Here is a 19,004-nt window from a genome sequence, read left to right as displayed (position 1 = left end):
TGATGACGCTGATGGTCCGCGCATGTTCTGACCATCTGGATGGCGTTAAAGAAGCTTTTGCTTCGACGTGGCGCGCACTATGCTAAGTGGACGCTTGACCATTGGGCGAGGAGACAACGTGTTCAATCGACTTAGCGATGCCATGCCTAGCCCCGTCTCACTGAGCCGCCGTCGACTGCTGGGAAGTCTAATCGCCGGAGGCGGCCTGGCGACTTTGGGCGTGTGTCCACGCGCCGTTTGGGCCTTGAAGAGCCAAGATCATCCGGTCGTGCTGACAGGGACCACGTTCGATCTAGCCATCGGCGCGACCCCCATGTCGTTTACCGGCCGTATCCGGCCGACCACCAGCGTGAACGGCTCCATCCCCGCGCCGATTCTGCATTGGAAGCAAGGCACCGAGGTCACGCTGCGCGTGACCAACCTGCTTGATACCCAAACGTCGATTCACTGGCACGGCATCTTGTTGCCGTTTCAAATGGACGGCGTGCCCGGTATTTCTTTTGCCGGCATCGCGCCTGGCGAGACCTTCGTGTATCGCTTTCAAGTGCGACAAGCGGGCACCTATTGGTACCACGCTCATACCCGGTTTCAGGAGCAAACCGGCTTGTACGGGCCGCTAGTCATCGAGCCAATGCGTCCAGATCCGATCAAGGTCGATCGCGACTATGTCGTGATGCTAAGCGAATGGACGGATGAAAACCCAGAAATGGTGTTCGCGAAGCTGAAGAAGATAAGCGACGTCTATAATTTTCAGATGCCGACCGTGGGCGACTTCGCCCGAGATGTGTCTGAAATGGGACTGTCCCAGGCATTGGCCAAGCGCGCCATGTGGAACCAGATGCGGATGAATCCGACCGATCTGGCCGATGTTTCGGGGGCCACCTTTACCTACCTGATCAATGGCACGCCCGCACATATGAATTGGACGGCGATTGCTAAAGCCGGCGAGCGCGTGCGGCTGCGCTTGATCAACGGCTCGGCGACCAGCAACTTTGACGTCCGGATCCCCGGCATAAAGCTGACCGTGGTATCGGCTGATGGCCAGGACGTTGAACCGGTACAGGTTGACGAAATCCGCATTGCCGTCGCCGAGACCTACGATGTGGTGGTGCAGATGCCGGACGACAAGGCATACACCATCTTTGCCCAGTCGATCGATCGAAGCGGCTACGCCAGGGCGACGCTTGCCCCGGAAGTCGGGATGCAGGCGGAGGTGCCCAAGCTCGATCCGAAGACCTGGCTCACCATGGCCGACATGGGTATGGACGACATGGCTAGCATGGACATGGGGGGCATGATGGACCAGCATCAATCCATGACCACAGACCGCATGCAATCAATGGGTGGCGCGCACATGATGCCGCCCATGGCGCCCGAGGCGGGCATGGCCGGCATGGGGGGGCATGACATGTCGAGCATGCCCGCTCCAGCGCAGAACGCACATGCCGGAATGACCGGCATGGACCACGGCAAGTCCGCCGCGATGCCTGGGATGCAGAAAACGGGTGGTGAGATGGGGCACGACATGGGCACGATGGCCAATATGCCTGGCATGGGGCCACAGGTCGACATGCGCTCGATGACCCCTTCCCGCTCACTGTCGGATCCGGGCCCGAGACTGCGCAACAACGGCAGGCGGGTGCTGACCTACGCCGACCTCAAAACGCTCGGCCCGGTGATCGACACGCGCCCGCCCAGTCGGGAGTTGGAACTGCGCTTGACTGGCAATATGCGCCGCTTCATCTGGGGCATCGATGGCAAGAAGTTCTCCCAAGCCGAACCGATCCGGCTCTACTACGGGGAACGCCTGCGCATCACGCTGATCAACGACACCATGATGAACCACCCGATGCACCTGCATGGGATGTTCAGCGAGTTGGAGAATCACGAAGGTCAGGCGCTGGTCCGAAAGCACACGATCAACGTCCAGCCGTCCAAACAGGTCAGCTTCCTGGTGACGGCCGATGCGCCGGGGCAATGGGCTTTTCATTGCCACTTGCTCTACCACATGGAAGCCGGCATGTTCCGCAAGATCGTGGTCGCATGATCGGGTTGAACTTCGCCAATGCCAGGGAGATAGACGTGTCCAACCACCGTCACATCCTTCTCGGAAGCCTGGCCTTATTGGCCAGCTTGCAGTGCCATGGCGTGGCGGCGCAGACCATGGCACCAATGCCAGGCATGGCCCACGATGCACCGATGCCACCGATCGCAGCCCCCGACGCGAAGGCTGCGCCAAGCCATACCGCGACCAGCCGGACTGAGTCTGACGTAGAGCCTGGCGGAGCGAACGCTATCATCCAGGTAAAGGAGCCGCCGGTGCCGATGGCAGATCCGAACCGAGGCATTCCGATGCCTGGGGATACGATGGCCGATAACGATATCTACTATCAAGTGCTGTTTGATCGCCTCGAGTACGTCAAGGCGCCAGGCGGATCTGGCCTGGCCTGGGACATGCTCGCTTGGGTAGGTCGGGATCTAAACCGGTTATGGGTCAAGTCAGAAGGCACACGCCTGTACGGCAACACCGAGGAAGCCAGAGCTGAAGCACTTTGGGGGCACGCTTTTGCAACGTTCTGGGATTGGCAACTGGGCGTGCGCCAAGACTTCGGCAATGGACCGCGGCGGACCTGGGGCGCCTTTGGCGTGCAGGGGCTGGCGCCGTACTGGTTCGACATCGAAGCCACGGCCTACCTGGGATCGTCCGGACGCGCGGCCGCCCGTTTTCGGGCCACCTACGACATTCGCTTCACGCAACGCCTGCTGTTGACGCCGGAATTCGAGGCAAACGCTTACAGCAAGGCCGATGCGGCGCGAGGGCTTGGTAGCGGCGTGTCCGAACTCAAGCTTGGCTTGCGCCTGCGATACGAGATTCGCCGGCAGTTCGCCCCCTACCTGGGCGTGGTGTGGGGCAAGAAGCTGGGCAATACCGCAGATTTCGCGCGTGCTGCCGGCGAGCGGACTACCGACAAGCAAATCGTTGCCGGCGTGCGAATCTGGTTTTGAACGCATTGCAACCGCGGCCCACCTGCGGGTCCGTTGCTGGTTAACCGCAAGCTGTCCGGGCGATTACATTTCGTGTCAAGCCTGCCAAGGCCAATCGCGGGAAAATAGAATGGTCACTATGGCGCACGTGGCGACATAACTGTGGGAACGCCGGCGGATGGCGCGGTATCCTGCATTGGCCTCGCCAAGCTTGCGCATGCATCGCACAAGTCGTCGGCTAACTCAGGAACGATCGATGAAAGTCGGAACGCTACTGCTCTTGCTCGGTGGCGCGGCAATCGGAATCGCGCCCGGTTCGATTCACGCCATTCAGCTCGGCGGAGAGTCCATGCAGGGCCTCAGCAGTAGTTGGTGGCTGCAGTGCGGCGAAGAGCCGGTTGCTACCCTGCATCCGATGGGGCCTGCCGTGGACCATGAATGGGAAATTTGGTCGCTGTACTGTGCGGCGCAGCGAGACAAGGCGACCCTGCAGTATGCGCTTGCGGTGAATCCGCGGCACCGCTTATTCAAGCACGACAACAGCGCCGCGGCACCGTCGAAGAATCCCAAGCCTAAGCCGTCGCGAGATGCGAAGCGGCAAGACCTTGAGTGCGGCCAGCCCTCACCGACGGCCCCGCAATAGTCTTGACGCCCCCTTTCGGCCCGCGCTTTCCGCGCGTGCCAACGTAGTGTCACCTGTGCCACCGAACCAACGGAGATCTTGAAGATGAAACGCAAACTTGTCGTTGCAAGCCTGATTGCCGCGGTTTCGCTTACCGCGACCGCGACCGATCTGAGTACTGTTGTGAAAACCTATGAGCTCAAGGACGGATCAAAAGTCCACGTTTTCAAAGACGGAAAGATGGGCATGGAGAACAAGTACGGCAAGTCCGTCAGCATGCCGGAGGGCAAGGTCATGGAGACTAAAGACGGGAGCAAGATCTTGATGAAGGGTAATGAGGTGTTCCGTCTGGACGACGCATTGATTAAGGGTCACCGCGAAGGCGGCTAACGGGGCGACGTGACACCGGCTGTTGCAAGCCGGTGTCTAGGTAGCGCCCGCTTTCTCAAAGCTCGTCCGGGCCAGTTGCCAACCTCAGCGTCACCTAGCTAGGCCGCGCGAGCGATGAGCGGGCGCTGCACTATTTAGTATCAGCGTACACGGACACGCTGAGCGAGCGAGAGGCCTGCAGTGTCAGGGCATGGCGACCATGCCCGGGAATCCGCATCGATACCGGTCGCGTACCGGGCATGACCCGTCCGGCCTCATCCTGAGAGATCACCACGGTGACCTCGGCAGGCTCATTGCGGGGATTGTCCAGGACCAGCACGCAACCCTCCCCCGCGACAAGCGTTCGGCGCCATGTCGCGTCGGCCCGCGCCCCGACGTCGATCAACCACTCAGCAGGGCGCGACTCGGCCAAGCCACCCGGCACAAAGGCGGCAGGCCCACGATCGAGATCCAGGATCGGGGCGTGGGCCAATGCAGAAGCGCTAAGGCCAACAAGCAACGCCGTGAGGCCGGCTCGGGAAAGGTTCAATCGAGGTCTCCCCAGAAAAGACGTGGACGCAAACCGCATTCGTGGGATCTGACGAACCCGTCATCGCGCAGCATGCTGCGCTGGCACTCGATCCACGACGACGCATGTGATTCTAGGCGGCCAGCCTGTCAAGGAGATTACGTGAACATGACAGGCCATCATCCCCGGCATCGCGCGCTACCGAGCACCCCACTAAGGGGGCGTCGTGCACGTCCCATGCGCCACCCAGAGCCTTACCTAGGCCGTTGTGGCCCTCACGACCGCTGCGCTCAGTACAAGTTGCGTCAGCGCCAACAATGTAACCAGCTTGCAATGTCGCAGTAACCTTGGCCTCATTAGACTCCAGTGCCCATCGAAGTCCAATAACGTGGCGAACTGGAGACGCTATGAAAAGAAGAAGGATGACCGCCGCTGGCATGCTGCTGGGGTCGCTGTCATTGGGCGCTTATGCTCACCCCTTTCAAGGTGACGAAAATTAGGGCACCCTCCGTGTTCTCGAACAGAAACCGGAGTCAATGGCGTGGTACTGGACGCAGTAGTGGAGCGCTTTCTCGAACTCAGCCCGATTAGCGTGATGGCGCGCCTGGGGTTGCAACGCGCCCTTGATCCGGCCTGGATCGACGAATTGTTCGAGCAAGAGCGTGAAACGCAGTACACGCGGGAGTTATTGTTCTCGACGACGGTGGAAATCATGTCACTGGTCGCCGTGGGGCTGCGCCCGTCGGTGCATGCGGCGGCCAAGGCCAGTCCGGCGTTGCCGGTTTCCATCACCGCGCTGTACGACAAGCTCAGCCGGACCGAGCCGGGGCTGGTTCGTGCCCTGGTGCAAGGCAGTGCGCAGCGGTTAGGGCCGGTCGTGCAACCGATGTTGCGCAAGCAGCCGCCCTCGGTGGACGGCTATCGCCTGCGCATCGTGGATGGCAGCCATTTGCCGGCGAGCGAAAAGCGCCTGAAACCATTACGTGGGTTTCGGGGCGCGGCCTTGCCGGGGCAGTCATTGGTCGTCTATGACCCGGACACAGCGATGATCGTTGATCTGGTGCCCTGTGAAGATGCGCATGCCCAGGAGCGGGCCATCATGGAAACCCTGCTTGTTATGTCTCGGCCTATTCGAGGAGCAGCGTCGCGAGCTATTCGAGGTGAGACGGCGGCGATCGTCGCGCGTTGCGTGGGTCGCAGAGCCATCTTGCGCAGCGTGAGATGGAATGAGGCGACGTTTGAGAATCGTCGCGCGATGAAGGGGCCGGCCGAAGTGCAAACAGCCCCGGCGGGTGAGGCAGGGGCTGCTGTTCAGAACGGATCGTCGAAACGAGGGGCTCGCGGGCCGCTACCGTGGTGCCATGGCTCGTAGTAGTGGCGGATCTGGTCCCTGTACGTGGCGCTGAACCACAGGAAGCTGTCTCGCAGGAAGTGCAGGATCTGCACCGCGGCTTCGTCCGAGAGGGTGGGCGGAACCGGCATTGGAGGGATGGCGGGACGGGCTGTGTGCTTCGATCGCATGTTGCAGTACTCCTTGTGTTGGCGACGCCGGGCGATGCCGCGCGCCGACTGCGGGAACGCCAGGCTTGGCGTTGTCGGTCATCGCAATTCCTCAATGGCCTGTTGTAGCAGTTCGTCAGGCAGGTGATTGAGTCCTTTGGGAACGGCCAGCTGCATCGCGGTGCGCAGGATGCGCCCGGCCTGCCGGGGGAGGCCACGCGAGGCCTGCCGCAGCAGCTCGAGCCCGGAGTCGGCCAGCAGCGTGTGGGTGGAGCCGGCACTCTTGAGCGCGTGCGCAATGAGCTGCGCGAAGCGTTCACGCTCGATGACCGGTTTGAATTGCACGCGTGCCTGAATGCGTCCATACAAGGCGGCGTACGGCGCGCGTTCGAGCGTACTGGCCAGACTCGGATGACCGGCGAGCCAGACGGTGAGCAGGTCACGAGCATCGAAGGCGAAGTTCAAGAACGATGGGAAGTCGCGGAAGAACTCGGGCGGCAGGTTCTGGGCTTCGTCGATGATCCACACAGGCAGCAATTGTTTGCTGTCGGCGAGCTCGGTGATGCGCAGCTTCAGATCGCGCCACAGGTCGGCACGCCGATAGCCGGGTTCGAGGCCAAGCGCGCGGGCCAGCGCCCGGTACAGATCGACGCGACCGAACTCGGTTTCGGCCAGATAGATGACCAGATAGCGATGCGGGTTGAGTGTGCGGGTGATGTGGCGTAGCGCGGCGGTCTTGCCCACGCCGGGCTCGCCGGTGAGCAGGCCGATGCCGGGGCTGGTCAGCAGCCACTGGAAGCGCTCAGTCAACTGGGCGAGCGCGCCATCGTCCCACAGTTCGGTCGAATCCTTGTCCAGCGGCGCGCGATGCAGGCCGAAGTGTTGTCGGTACATGTCATGACTCCGGTGCGTAGTGGCGCTGGTGAACGAGTTCGATCAGGTTAGGACCCGGCGCGGCGGGTTCGCCGCTCGCCGGTTCCGGCAGGGGCTTACGGCGTCGGCGGGTGAGGTTCGCGACTGCGTCGAGTTCAGTGGCGGCGCCCAGCGGCTGTCCGGATTCGCTCTCGACGCGCCTGACCGTCGCGGTATGCGGATCGACGACGAGCAGCACGGTCCTGCCGGTGAGCTCGTACGGGACCTCGAAGCGCTTGCCCTGGAACGACACCGTGCCATCGCGGCGCACATGGCGCGCGACGCGATGCAGGAACAGCTCATCGAGTTGCGCGGCCAGCGAGCCCAGCAGGCGGATCCTGGGTAGGTCCTGTTGATAGCGGGCCAGCGGCGTTTGGTTACCGAGCGCGCTGTGTGTGTTGCGGTGATAGACCTGCTCGACCCAGGCCCACAGGCGGGCGTTCAGGTCGGCCAGGTCGCGGATATGGCTTATGTCGAGCTCGGCGAGGAACTGGTCGCGTAGGGTCCGGTGCCAGCGCTCCAACTTACCCTTGCCTTCTGGCGCGTACGGCCGGCAATAGACCAGGCGGATGGACAGTCTGGCGCAGATGGCCTGCAAGGTCGAGGCGCGATAGGCCGCGCCGTTGTCGACGACGATCATCCTGGGGATACCCCGCTTCAGAAGCGCCTGCTTGAGCACGCCTTCAATATCCAGCGCCGTCTCCGCCAGGCAGAATGCGCCGTGGGCGATGAGCCGCGAGGCGTCATCCATCAGCGAGACGAGATAGGTCTTCATGCGCCGGCCGCCGAGCGACAGTGTGGGCCCGTGCATGACGTCGCCGTACCAGATGGAACCGGCGTGTTCGGCCACGAAGCTGCGCTTCTCGTCCGGCACGACAGTTGGGCCGGCAATGCGCGACAGACCGTGCGCCTGGAGCAGTCGGTGCATCGCGCAGCGCGAGAGCGTGTCACGCGGCACGACGCCGGCGGCCTCGAGCAGCAGGCGGATCTGGCGAATCGAGCGGCGCGGGTTCTCGCGCTTGGCGGAAAGCACTGCGGCTTGCACCGGCTCGGGCAGCTTGGAGCGGCCGGTATCGGCGCGGGGCTTGTCGGCCAGCCCTGCGATGCCCTCGCGCCGCCAGGCGTAGTACCAGGCCTGCCAGGTCTTCTCGCCGATGTGGCGCCGGCGCGAGCCGGGAATCGCGTACTCCTGGCTGGCCAGTTGCCGCACGAGCTGCTGCAGCTCGCCGCGACCCAGCTTCTCGCGGCTCACCAGCGGGCCGAGCACCGACAGGCGAAACAGCGCCTTCGGATCGATGTCGTTCATGAACGTTCCTCGTTAAAAGAAAGGAAACGCCATGAGACCTGCGATCCGAATCCGGCGGCAGTGGGCAAAGTGTGTGGAGCGCTGGCTACGGCGCGGATCGGCCCATCGCGCGTCGCGCCGCAGTCAACGGATCACGGGACATCTTGTCCGTCGTGATCGAGCCAGGCCATCGCTTCACACAATGGCATCCGGTCGAAACAGGCAAGCCAGAGCGCGCGCGTATCGGTGGCGCGGCCCAGCCCGGCAAAGCGGCTGCGCAGATGGAAGGCGAAGGTGACGCCATGCATTTGCAGCCAGCGCCACCAGCGCCGCACGGTGTAATAGCTCAGCCCGAGCACCGCAGCCGTGCGGCGTAGCGACGCGCCGATGAGCAGGAGCAGCAGGACCTGCTGCTGCACCGTCCAGTCGTACCAGCGGCGTGGACAGAGGCACAGCGGCAGGCGAGAGCAGGTTCGGCGGCACGTCGAACAACGAAAGCGCAGCACAGGGACCGGATTGAGCAAGCCGTCATCACTGCGGTCAGCCTTGCGGTGATAGCAGCCGTGGCACCACAGGCATGCGCTACCGCAATGCCCGCAGGCATCCGGCCGATACGACTGCGGCGTTGAACGCACGGCGCGAAGATGTTGTTCGAGCGCGGGAAACGCGAATACAATTCGATGCATAGGCCGGTCTGTTCTGATGGTTCGTGCGGGGTCGGAAACGTCGCACGATATCAGAGCAGTACTGGCCTTCTTTACATCCGTTGAGTCTCGCGATGATCAAGGCAAAGTTCGTAAACACGCTCTCGCCGAAACCGCGATGAACACCCCTCGCTAAACCTTAAGTTCGGCGGGACGTAACACCCTGCTCGCATCGGCTCAGCCGGCCGAACTGTGGATCGCCGATCGCAACTTCAGCACCCGGGCGATTCTTGCCGGCTGGCAGCGTCGCGGCAGCGCCTTCATCGTGCGGGAGCACGGCCGCAATCCGAGCCCCAGCGAGCTGGAGCCGTTACGCGAAATGGGCCGGGTCGAAACCGGCATCGTGTACGAGCAAGCGGTCAGCATCCCAGATGAATCCGTGCTTATCCGGTTAGCTCCCAGACCTACTAGATGTAGTGGGTAGCGATTTTTTGGCATAGAGCTCGGCATAGGTCGGCGCGGTGACGTCACCAGCGATGCCGAGCAGGGAGCGAAACGCGTTGAAGGGATAGAAACGGCGGTTGAAGCGGAAAGTGAATTCGTTGAGATAGGCTTGTAGGTGCTGCGGGCTGACACCGTGATGAATACCGCGCAGCCAGGTCTTGAGATTGGAGAACACAAGGTGAATGATCGGCAGGAAGGTTTCGGCCACTTGCATGTCACCGCGCTGCGCGATGGCGATATGGCCATAGCCGCGCTCGCCCAGCTTGGCATAACCGCTCCAGTCGTCGGTGATGATGGTTGCGCCGGATGCAACGGTACGCTCGATGAATCCGTCCAGCGACCGGGCACTTCGGTCAGGAACCAGAGCGAGCCGAACTCGTCCGGCATACCGTGCGCTCTTGCGTTTGTTGCGGCTGCCGGCAAGCTTGCGTTGCCGAACCTCGACAGCGCCGGCCACAAGAACCATGTCGTGCACGCCCCTGCCTTTGCCGCGAGTACGCCCACCGACGTAGGCCTCATCGGCCTCGACGTGTTCCTCAGGCTTGCCACCGATCCGATCCTGGTCGGGGCGCACCATGCCGGCGCGCAACTTGTGGAGTATCTGGAAGGCGGTCTCGTAACGCGACAGGCCGAGTTGGCGCTGGAACTGAACGGCCGACATGCCAGGCGTCTGACTGGCGACCAGATACGCCGCCCAGAACCAAACCGACAGCGGTGTGTGCGTGCGCTCCATGACGGTGCCAGCAGTGAGGCTCGTGTCGCGTGTGCAATGGCGACAACGGAAAACGCCGGGGCGCTTGGCAAAGCGATACGGCTCACCAAGCAAGCCACAGTGGTCACAAATGAACCCATCGCTCCATCGAGCGCGCTCAAGGTAGGCCATGCATGCCGCTTCGTCTGGAAACATCCGCTGAAACTCCGGCAGCGAGCCTGGAAACGGCAGATCGCCTCGGTCAAGCACGTCAATAACCATGGTTGCCCCGGGTTGGCACAGATGCCCAACATACTATCGGTAGAAGGCTTGGGAGACAACCGGATAAGCACGAAACGAACTTTACCGCCTAGTACATACCGCTTAACCCGAAGTTCACCAGCCGCCTGGGCAAGTTTCCCGTTTTGCGACAGCCACTTGTCGTGATTCCCGCGTTCCAGTTTCTGTCTACACGCGGATTTGCTGAAGCAATTCCAGAGCCTGCTTCTGCTTCGCGTTGGCCGTGGTGACGAGCTCGAACGTCGGCACTTCAGCGCCAGCGCTGGGTGTGCGGCAGGTGTTACGCACGATCGTGGCGAGTTCGGCCATCAAGCTCGAGAAGCTGTGCACAGGCGTGCCGTCGTCAAGTGTGTGGCGCGCCGCCTTGGCCAGCGCTGCCGCAGAGCGCACGGCAGGCGCCACCGGATCACGCGTGGCCTTGGCGGCCTGATCCGAGTCGGCGAACATCAGTTCGCGCCAAGCCTCGCGCATTTGCCATTCGACGTAGTAGGCCAGCATGCACAGCAGGATATGCGCACACACCCGATCGGCCGTGCGGTGATGGATTGGCCGCACCTTCAGGTCCACCGTCTTGAGCGAACGGAACGCGCGCTCCACGTTGGCCAGCGCCTTGTAGTTGCGCACGCACTCGGCCGAGTCCATCTGCGCCGCACTCACCGAAGTGCGGATGATATAGAGGCCGTCGAGCGCCGCCTCGCGGGCGATGCCCTCGCTGTTGCGGCTGAACGTGAAGGCCGCGTCGTCGATGCTCAGCGCAAAGTGCTTGGCCACCTTGTACTTGTCGATCACCTTGCCCACGCGCAGGCCGATCTGATCGCGCCCGGCAAGCTTGCCCGCCTGCACGCGGGCAACGATCGGCTGCAAGCACGCCTCGGTGGCCGCCAGCAACTCTTCTCGCTTGTGGGTACGTAGCCTGGCCAGTTCCGGATTGCGGCACGCCACCAGCCGCTCGCCCGGATAGTCCGGTGAACTCAGCTCCAGCAGGTTGGGCTCGTCGAACAGGCCAAGCTGCAGTTGCCCTTGCTTGAGCAGCGGGCGGATCGAGGCGCTCTTGAGCGCGGTGATCCAGCCCAGGTCACCGCCCTCACGCATCTGGTCGATGGCCTTGCTGGAGATCATGCCGCGATCGCCCACCATGACCAATCGGGAGAGACCAAATTCCTCTTGCAGGCGCCGCACCTCGGGCATGAAGGTCTGGCTGTCGGCCACGTTGCCCTCATGCACCGACACCGCCACTGGGCAGCCGCGCGCATCGGTGAGCAAGCCGTAGTTGACCTGTAGCAGCCCCTTCTTGCCATCGCGGCTGTAGCCAAGCTTGGCCAGCGGGCAGGTGCTGCCCTCGAAGTAGCTGGAGCTCAGGTCATACAGCACCAGGCCACCGGCGCTCAAGTGGCGCGCGGCGAGCTTCTTCTGGATTGTGCCCTGGCGCGCGAGCAGCCAGTCCATGGCCGCGTACAGGTCGTTCTCGTTGGCCTCGGTCACGCCGAAGTCCTCTGCCAGGGTGCTGGTGTGCCACCAGCGCGTGGTGGCTAGCTTCGTGTGCGGCGCCGCGATGCGCGCGGCCACCATCGCCAGCACCAGGTCGCGCTCGCGCGAAGGCTTGGCGGCGATCAGCGAGGCAAAGCCCAGACGCTGCATGGCCGTGGCCACCGCCTGCACGTGGCCGTGAGCGCGCGAGCGTGTCACCTCGAACGCCTCGCCCAGTGGCACGAAGGTCTCGCCCTTGAGTGAGCGGCGGATGATCTCGATCAGTGCCTCGGGCAAGTGGGACAGGTTGCCCAGCGTCTCGTTCTTGACCACGCCGTCCTCGCGGTAACTGCGCCGCAACAGGTGGGTGCGATAGACCTGGTCCTTGTACTTGCGGGTCGTCGTAACGACGTGAGCGGTTCCGGTTCGTGCTGGCATAGCCAGCAGAATAGGATAAAACACGCGTATGTCAAGTATTTTTAGTGACTACAAAATGAAGACATCGAACACCCCCTGATGAGCCGATTCCTCAATCAGGACAAGGGCTTCGCGACGCCGCAGCCGCGGCGTCACCATGGAACTTCGGCTTAACGCGCGGTTGACGGCGACACGTGTCGCACGGGTGGGGCCAAGATGCCCGGCCGGTAAAGCATAAGCCGTCGGGCGGACTGGCACAGCGGCCTGATCCCGCTGCTCATGGCACGTTCGTACAGTCCTCCCAGAAACGTCTAGCGTAGCCGGGGTGCCGGTAGAGCGCCTTCGGCACAGATTGAAGCGCCGGTATTGCAGCCATTGCCGGCGCAACCCTGGAGTTCGCGCGCTTGAAGACAGTGACAACGCATCTCCGAACGCGAAGGCGGCCGATGGTCGTCACAATGTAGTCGACACGAGCGGCCCATGGCTGCGTGCCCCACATGCCAAAGTTTACGAGTGTGAGCAACCGCACGGTCGTTGCTTGGCTGAAGCTACAGACTTGCAATGTAAGATCTGCCGCCACTCGAGGGAACCGTCGCTGTCTCACAGCTTGATCAGTTCCCAGTCTCCGGCTAGCGGCTGCCGCATAGTCCGGAGATGCTGGGGGCCCGCAATTCTCGCGCAACGACGCGAGGCAAAAGACATTGGGGAAGGGATGCGCCAGTTCAAGCCACTTACCAGTATGCGGCTGTTTCTCGCCTTGTGGGTGCTGTGTAGGCACTGGTTTCATAGCTACGGTACGGAGGGCCCCTACTTCGATATCGGCTTTACCAGTACCTTCTTCGACCATGGCTATCTCGGGGTCGATGGCTTCTTCATCCTGAGCGGCTTTATCCTGACCTACAACTACGACCCCTCGCCCCGTGAGCGCCTGGACTGGAAGAAATTTATCGTGGCGCGGATCGCGCGGATCTATCCGGCCTACGTCGTCAGCCTGTTTGTCTTCGCAGCTGCCGTGATAGCCCGAGATCTGGTCGTGCCTACGGAAATGCTGGGGACCAGCGACTACACTGCATCGAGCTTCCTGTTGCAGCTGTTCCTGCTCAGTGCGTGGCGGTATGCCGGCCCCGCCGGGTGGAACGACGTCGGTTGGTCGGTCAGCGCGGAATGGTTCGCCTATTTCTGGTTCCCGCTGTTCCTGTTGGCCGCTCCGCGATGGAACAAGGGTCGCATCCTTCTACTGGCAGCCCTCTCGCTGGCGGCGCTGGCCGTGGTGGAGGCGACCTCGCCCGAACACCTCTCGCTCAGTGGCGGCGTAGCGCGGTTGATTCCCGAGTTCATGTTGGGAGTACTGCTTTGCCGGCTACGCCAAGCCATGCCCCACTACAAAGGCTTCGCATTGGGTGCGTTACTGTCCTTGCTCGTATGCGCCGTTGGGGTGAAGCTGGGCGTGGATACCCTATTTGCCGCTGGCGCGGCGGGGTTGGTTTTCTCACTTTCCTATGAAAGAGATGCACTCACACGCATCCTCTCGGGAAGCATGCTGGTGTTTCTCGGCGAGATCTCCTACTGCATCTACATCGTGCAGCGAATCCCGCAATACCTGTTCACGTCCGCCAGGTCCCATCTGCCCGACCTGGCGGCGATGCCGGGTTCCGTGCAGGCGGTGCTCCTATTGGCACTGACGCTTGCCGCTGCAATGCTACTCCACTATCTGATCGAGAAGCCGATGCGGTCATGGATCAATCGCCGGTTCGGATCCAGCACCCAAAAGCGGCCGAAGCCGCTGCCTACCTCCGGGGCGAGCGGCCTGTAGTGGTCCCATTGCATGGAGCGCGGAACTTAGGATCCTAGCAAAAATAACTTGAACAATTACGTCTTGCGACGAGATGTTCGAGGTTTGATGCGGTAGTTCCACTCGCCATGAAATTCGTCGCGCTCAATGGCCACGGCAGCGAGTTCGGCGTCGCTGACCTTGATACCTGCGTCGTACATGTTCTCGTCCAGTTCCGCACGCACTTTCAGCCCTTCAGCGGTACTCACGCTGCCGATGAGGTTCACTACCACCTGACGCGTCAACAGCGGTCGGCCGCGCCAGTTGTTCGTGATATGGCAGAACAGGCGATGCTCGATCTTGTTCCACTTGCTCGTACCCGGCGGAAAGTGGCACACCTGCACAGCGAAACCGAGTTCGTCGGCCAGTCGCTGCAACTGCACCCGCCACAGCCGCACACGATACCCGTTGCTGCCACCGCAGTCGGCGGTGACCAGCAGTCGCCTGGCTTTCGGATACAACGGACGGCCCATCTCCAGCCACCAGCGACGGATGCTTTGAACCGCGAACTCGGCGGTGTCGTGGTTGATGCCCACGCTGACCCAGCCCTCGTTGGCCGTCACATCATAGACGCCATACGGGGCAACCTTGCCCAGTTCATCGTCGATGAAATCGTGCACACGCGCCTGCTCGGGTTGGCCCTTGGGCTGCCATTCGCGGCCAGCGTTCTTGAAATCGCCGATCAGCTCCTTCTTTTTCGTGTCCACCGAGATGACCGGCTGACGCTGGCGCTGATACTGCGCCACCTTGTCGGCGATGTAGTGGAACTGCGCGTCGCGGTCGGGGTGCTGCGCGCCTTCGCGTGTCTTGCGCACCGATTGCAAGCTGTAGCCCGTCTGCGTCAGCAGATCGCAGATCGTGCGCTGACTCACGCGATGCCCCAGCCGGTTGAGCTCTTCGGCCAGACGGGTGGTGCTCTTGCACGTCCATCGTAGTGCTGACATCGGGTCACCCCGGCTGGTCGGCTCCACCAGTGCATCCAGGTGCTCCAACAACCTCGCATCGAGCTCAGTTAGCCTCTTGCGCCCGCCTCCCGGGGCACGAATGCGCTTGGCCGTCATGTCCCGCGTCGCTCCACCGGCCGCTTCGAGTTCGGCCAGTCCCGCATAGATCGTGGTGCGCGAGATGCCTATCGCTTTGGCCACCAGACTCACGCCCCCACGCCCCAGGCTGCGCGCTTCGGCGGCGGCCCATAGGCGCAACGTCGCCTCATCAAGGCGCGCCTGCAGGGCCCGAAACTTCGCTTCGACTGCCTCGCTGATATCCATGTGCGCATCGTATAGACGCGAGGACAACTGTTCAAGTTATTTTTGCTAGGGTCCTTAGTGTGCCCTCGATCAGTTCCCCGATGAGTTCCTTTACCTTGGCACGTGCATCCGAGCGGGACGCCTTTCCTTGCTCGGAAATCTTGAGAAATTGGAATTCGTCAGACGGCACTTCCCAAAAAATCAGAGGCTTATCAGCTAATTCCGTAAGTGCTCAATAACCCGGGGCAAAGATGAGCCTGCTGCTCATGCAGAGATAGCGAGGCGCTGCTCGAGGATGTGCGGCAGCAGGGGAATGTGATTGGTGTATGAGATGCGGTCGGTCAGGTAATTCCAGAAGGAGATTCCCAGCTTCCGACAGGTCTTCTTCAGGCTCGAGAAGGTGTCACGGCATTGACGACCGAGTTCGCTGCGTGTGCCGCCACTGATCTTCTGCTTTTTCACTTGATCGCGAATGTCCCGTTCACTGCCATTTGTATGCAGTGGCACTTCGGGGCGTTCCAGCACCAGCAGCAACTCGGACTTGTTCTTGTGAATGCGCCTGAGCAAGCGGTCAAGCGTCGCGTAGCGGGTCTTCTGGATGAAGACGAGCTAACGTCAAGAGTGGTGTATGGGCATTTGATGGCGGTCGATTTCAAGCGGCGAGTTTCTGCTGAGCCGGTCGATCGTCTTTTACCGGTTCGCCGTCCTTGAAGGCAATGCCTTCCAGCAACGGCTTGATCTGTTCAGCGCCGTTGATGCGACGCCAGGTCTTCTCCGCTTCCTCGATCAGCTTGAACGCCAGGCCGAGGAAGGTCGCTCGGGACACGCAGTTGCGCGTGCGCGTCGTACGGTGGCGCACCGTCGCGAACGTCGACTCAATCGCATTCGTGGTTCGGATGTGCTGCCAGTGCTCGGCTGGGAAGTCGTAGAATGCCAGCAGACTATCTCGATCCTTGCTGAGCACACCCACAGCCTTGGGGTATTTGGCACCGTAAATCGTCGCAAAGCGGTCAAACGCCACATAGGCATCCGCCCGGGTAGCCGCCATCCAGATCGCCTGCAGATCCGCTTTGGCGCGCCCCTGTTGCGACTTCGGCAGCGCGTTGAGGACGTTGCCCATCTTGTGGAACCAGCAACGCTGAGGCAGCGTGGCAGGGAACACTTCCGAGAGCGCCGCCCAGAAGCCCATCGCGCCATCGCCGACCGCCAGCAGCGGGCCCGCTTGCAGACCGCGCGCTTTCAGATCCAGCAGCACTTCCTTCCAGGAATCCTTCGATTCCCGATAGCCGTCACCGATCGCAATGCGCTCCTTCTTGCCTTCCGGCGTGACCCCGATGATGACCAGCAGGCATTGCCCATCCGAGCCCTCGCTACGCAGACCCGTGTGGATGCCGTCGGCCCACCAGTACACGTAGCGCGACTGCGCCAGGCTTCGTTGCCCCCAGCGCGTATGCTCGTCTGCCCACTGCGCCTTCAGCCGACTCACCACATTGGCCGACAGTCCCTTGGCTTCCTCACCCAGCAGCACCGACAGCGCCTCGCTCATGTCGCCTGTCGAGATTCCCTTCAGATACAGCCAAGGCAACGCCGCGCTCACCCGCGGCGACTTCCTCACATACGGCGGCACGATCGATGAGTTGAATTTCACGCCAGACCCGGACCGGTCGCGCACCTTGGGCACCTTCACCGCAATCGGTCCGGCTGCCGTCAGCACCTCCCGTTCCGGGAGGTAGCCATTGCGCACCACAGCCCGCTGCCCACGCAACGTCCTGACGTTACCGAATCGCTCAAGCAATTCCCCAAGCTCCAACTCGATCGCCTCCTGGATGACCTGCCGGGCCCCGCGCCTGATCAGCTCGTCGAGCCCCAGACCGATTTCCGATAGACCGACAGCCTGTTTTTCCTTATCCTTACTCATGGTGGAGCGTTTCCTTGTGCTGGTTTCTGACTTCGACAATCAGATTCTCAGTTGAAACCTCCACCGCCTTCAACTCCCTGCCTCAACTCCCCGCCCGTACACCACTTTCAACTCTAGCTCGATGAAGACCGCGTCAAAGCGTTCTTGCAGTTCGCATTTGCGTTGGCTCGTCGGATGCAGCTTGTATTCCTTCAGATCCGCATAGAACGACCAGATGTCTGCGCGCACGCGGGCAATATCCTCGCGGTGCAGGTCATTGAGCGGCAGCAGCTTGTGCACGAGACGCTCGGCGTGTACCCAGCATAGCCCGTGAACCAGCACATTGAACTGTCCCGCATCATCGCTGATGATGGCCAGATCCTGGGCGATGCCTCGCCGCTTCAGGCAACCCAGTAACGCCCCTTCGGTGGCGATGGTCCGATGACGGGCAACGTCCATGCCCAGGCTGTCCAGGTGAGATAGCCACGCACTCTGATCGGCAAAGCTCGCGCGCTCGTGCTGACGCAGCACATCCAGGAACGCCTGCGGCAGTTCCCGCCTCTTCATGTAGGCGATGGCCTCGTCGTTGATCGGGTAGCCATGTCCCGCTGCGAGCAGCTCGAGGAAATTGATCCGACTCTTCGAGTTCGTGCTTTTGAAACAGGCGAAGTGCTCGTTACCGATGTGGGTGACATAGCCGTTGCGGCCCTGATGCCGCGTGCCAGTATCGTCGACCGTCACATATGCCGAGAGCGCCAGACCCGTCGACAGCAGGCCGTCTTTCTCGTCATGGAATCGCTCCTTGTCCTGCTGCAGCAGCGCATTCATCTGCCCGGACGAAATCTCGATGCCCCATTCCCGCAGTTGCTCGCACAGCAGCGGCTGAGTGATGTGGCAATGGTGGTACTGGTACAGCACGTAACTGACTAAGGTCGCGCCAAAATGGCTGGCATCAACGGCCTTGGGGAGCTGCCCGGTCAGTGCCTGACCGTCTGGCGTCTGCCACCGTGCGAGCCGGTAGCGCGTATTGTGTGTCCCGATCACGAGGTCCTGTACCACGAAGTCCCGGTAGCCCTTGAACCGCGAGCCTGGCGGGATCGGCTCGCTCGGCTGGATGACTTGCTCGCGATCGATCTTCAACTGCCCCGTCTTGCTCCTGGAGGGCGAACCGCGTCGCCTGGCTGGCTTGCCATGCTGCGGACCAGAGTCGCTGGCTTTGCCAGCCTGCTCATGCATACGGCTGGGCTTGAACGTCGGCCGCTTCTTCTCCCCCTTGAGCACCGCGACTTCGTCGTTCGCATGCCCCTTCTCCTCAACTAGGCGATGGACAAGCTCCACGAGGCTTTCACCCCAGGCCAGCACCTTCAGCACCGCCGGCGTGCGCTCAGCCTCCGCAATGTACGGTGCAACAAGCTTTTTCTTCACGGCCGCTGTCGCTCTACGCGCGCTTTGCAGCTCTTCTCAGCTCAGCAAGCTGCTGCTCCAGTTGCTCCTTCTCCTGCTGCAGGCCATTGGCCATCTCGACCAATTCCTCAACCCACGCCAGCACCTCGAGTTCCTTGGGCGTCATTCCTTCTCGCGGGATCTCTGGCAGCGTGTATTTTTTGGAGATGGTCATTCGGCAACGTCGGTGGTGGTAACGGCGCCGCGAAAGTTAACATCTCCACCCCGCGTTTACAAGCAAAACTCGCTGCAGCTGGCAACAGCCTCGTGTCCATACCTATCCCAATCACCCAGCCACAGACCATCCAGCACCACGCCGCTTTGCCCCGGGTTATTGAGCACTTACCTAATTCCGTCGCCG

The 19,004-nt window shown here is 61.9% G+C and carries 14 protein-coding genes and 2 pseudogenes; 6 read left to right on the top strand and 10 right to left on the bottom strand.

Annotated elements, in window-relative coordinates; genetic code table 11:
* The first annotated feature begins 142 nt into the window (after positions 1 to 142).
* The 5 genes and pseudogenes from RS901_RS35040 to RS901_RS35020 all read left to right on the top strand — a co-directional run.
* A complete protein-coding gene (locus tag RS901_RS35040; RefSeq protein WP_316157616.1) occupies positions 143 to 2,047 on the top strand; it encodes a copper resistance system multicopper oxidase in 1,905 nt (634 codons plus the stop codon).
* Positions 2,044 to 3,006 carry a copper resistance protein B gene (locus RS901_RS35035; protein ID WP_316157537.1) on the top strand — a complete coding sequence of 321 codons (963 nt, stop codon included), beginning with the start codon at positions 2,044 to 2,046 and terminating at the stop codon, positions 3,004 to 3,006. The genes RS901_RS35040 and RS901_RS35035 overlap by 4 nt, the downstream gene beginning before the upstream one ends.
* 235 nt (positions 3,007 to 3,241) lie before the next feature.
* A complete protein-coding gene (locus RS901_RS35030; protein ID WP_316157536.1) occupies positions 3,242 to 3,628 on the top strand; it encodes a hypothetical protein in 387 nt (128 codons plus the stop codon).
* An 84-nt stretch (positions 3,629 to 3,712) separates the two neighbouring features.
* The gene (gene copK, locus RS901_RS35025; protein WP_316157535.1) at positions 3,713 to 3,997 is read left to right on the top strand and encodes a periplasmic Cu(I)/Cu(II)-binding protein CopK; all 285 of its coding nucleotides are present in this window, start codon (positions 3,713 to 3,715) and stop codon (positions 3,995 to 3,997) included.
* Positions 3,998 to 5,100: 1,103 nt separating this feature from the next.
* Positions 5,101 to 5,619: pseudogene (locus RS901_RS35020) on the top strand (IS4 family transposase); the annotation flags it as partial.
* 485 nt (positions 5,620 to 6,104) lie between these two features.
* Here RS901_RS35020 and RS901_RS35015 read toward each other — a convergent pair.
* The 5 genes from RS901_RS35015 to RS901_RS34995 all read right to left on the bottom strand — a co-directional run bounded on the left by RS901_RS35015 (position 6,105) and on the right by RS901_RS34995 (position 12,246).
* Positions 6,105 to 6,899 carry an ATP-binding protein gene (locus tag RS901_RS35015; protein WP_316151024.1) on the bottom strand — a complete coding sequence of 265 codons (795 nt, stop codon included), beginning with the start codon at positions 6,897 to 6,899 and terminating at the stop codon, positions 6,105 to 6,107.
* Between the two features lies 1 nt (position 6,900).
* Entirely contained in the window at positions 6,901 to 8,223 is a 1,323-nt protein-coding gene (locus tag RS901_RS35010; protein WP_316151023.1) for a DDE-type integrase/transposase/recombinase, read from the bottom strand.
* A gap of 131 nt (positions 8,224 to 8,354) precedes the next feature.
* Complete coding sequence (locus tag RS901_RS35005; protein ID WP_316151022.1) at positions 8,355 to 8,888, bottom strand: DUF6431 domain-containing protein; 534 nt, start codon at positions 8,886 to 8,888, stop codon at positions 8,355 to 8,357.
* A gap of 409 nt (positions 8,889 to 9,297) precedes the next feature.
* Positions 9,298 to 10,323, bottom strand: coding sequence for an IS1595 family transposase (locus RS901_RS35000; RefSeq protein ID WP_316157534.1), 1,026 nt, complete (start codon positions 10,321 to 10,323; stop codon positions 9,298 to 9,300).
* 186 nt (positions 10,324 to 10,509) lie between these two features.
* Positions 10,510 to 12,246, bottom strand: coding sequence for an IS1634 family transposase (locus RS901_RS34995; protein WP_316157533.1), 1,737 nt, complete (start codon positions 12,244 to 12,246; stop codon positions 10,510 to 10,512).
* A 691-nt stretch (positions 12,247 to 12,937) separates the two neighbouring features.
* Here RS901_RS34995 and RS901_RS34990 point away from each other — a divergent pair.
* The gene (locus RS901_RS34990; RefSeq protein WP_316157532.1) at positions 12,938 to 14,038 is read left to right on the top strand and encodes an acyltransferase; all 1,101 of its coding nucleotides are present in this window, start codon (positions 12,938 to 12,940) and stop codon (positions 14,036 to 14,038) included.
* A 56-nt stretch (positions 14,039 to 14,094) separates the two neighbouring features.
* Here the strand turns inward: RS901_RS34990 and RS901_RS34985 are convergent, their stop codons facing one another.
* The 5 genes and pseudogenes from RS901_RS34985 to RS901_RS34965 form a co-directional block, all read right to left on the bottom strand.
* Positions 14,095 to 15,324, bottom strand: coding sequence for an ISAzo13 family transposase (locus tag RS901_RS34985; protein ID WP_316149395.1), 1,230 nt, complete (start codon positions 15,322 to 15,324; stop codon positions 14,095 to 14,097).
* A gap of 243 nt (positions 15,325 to 15,567) precedes the next feature.
* A pseudogene (locus RS901_RS34980) lies at positions 15,568 to 15,909 on the bottom strand (IS66 family transposase); the annotation flags it as partial.
* A gap of 46 nt (positions 15,910 to 15,955) precedes the next feature.
* A complete protein-coding gene (locus RS901_RS34975; protein WP_316153370.1) occupies positions 15,956 to 17,221 on the bottom strand; it encodes an IS256 family transposase in 1,266 nt (421 codons plus the stop codon).
* Positions 17,222 to 17,290: 69 nt separating this feature from the next.
* The gene (locus RS901_RS34970) at positions 17,291 to 18,625 is read right to left on the bottom strand and encodes a transposase (protein ID WP_316157531.1); all 1,335 of its coding nucleotides are present in this window, start codon (positions 18,623 to 18,625) and stop codon (positions 17,291 to 17,293) included.
* Positions 18,626 to 18,638: 13 nt separating this feature from the next.
* Entirely contained in the window at positions 18,639 to 18,818 is a 180-nt protein-coding gene (locus RS901_RS34965; RefSeq protein WP_316149314.1) for a hypothetical protein, read from the bottom strand.
* Between the last annotated feature and the right edge of the window lie 186 nt (positions 18,819 to 19,004).

This window comes from Cupriavidus sp. BIC8F (assembly GCF_032465815.1).
GTDB classification, from domain to species: Bacteria; Pseudomonadota; Gammaproteobacteria; order Burkholderiales; family Burkholderiaceae; genus Cupriavidus; species Cupriavidus necator.
This window is presented reverse-complemented; position numbering and strand designations above follow the sequence as displayed.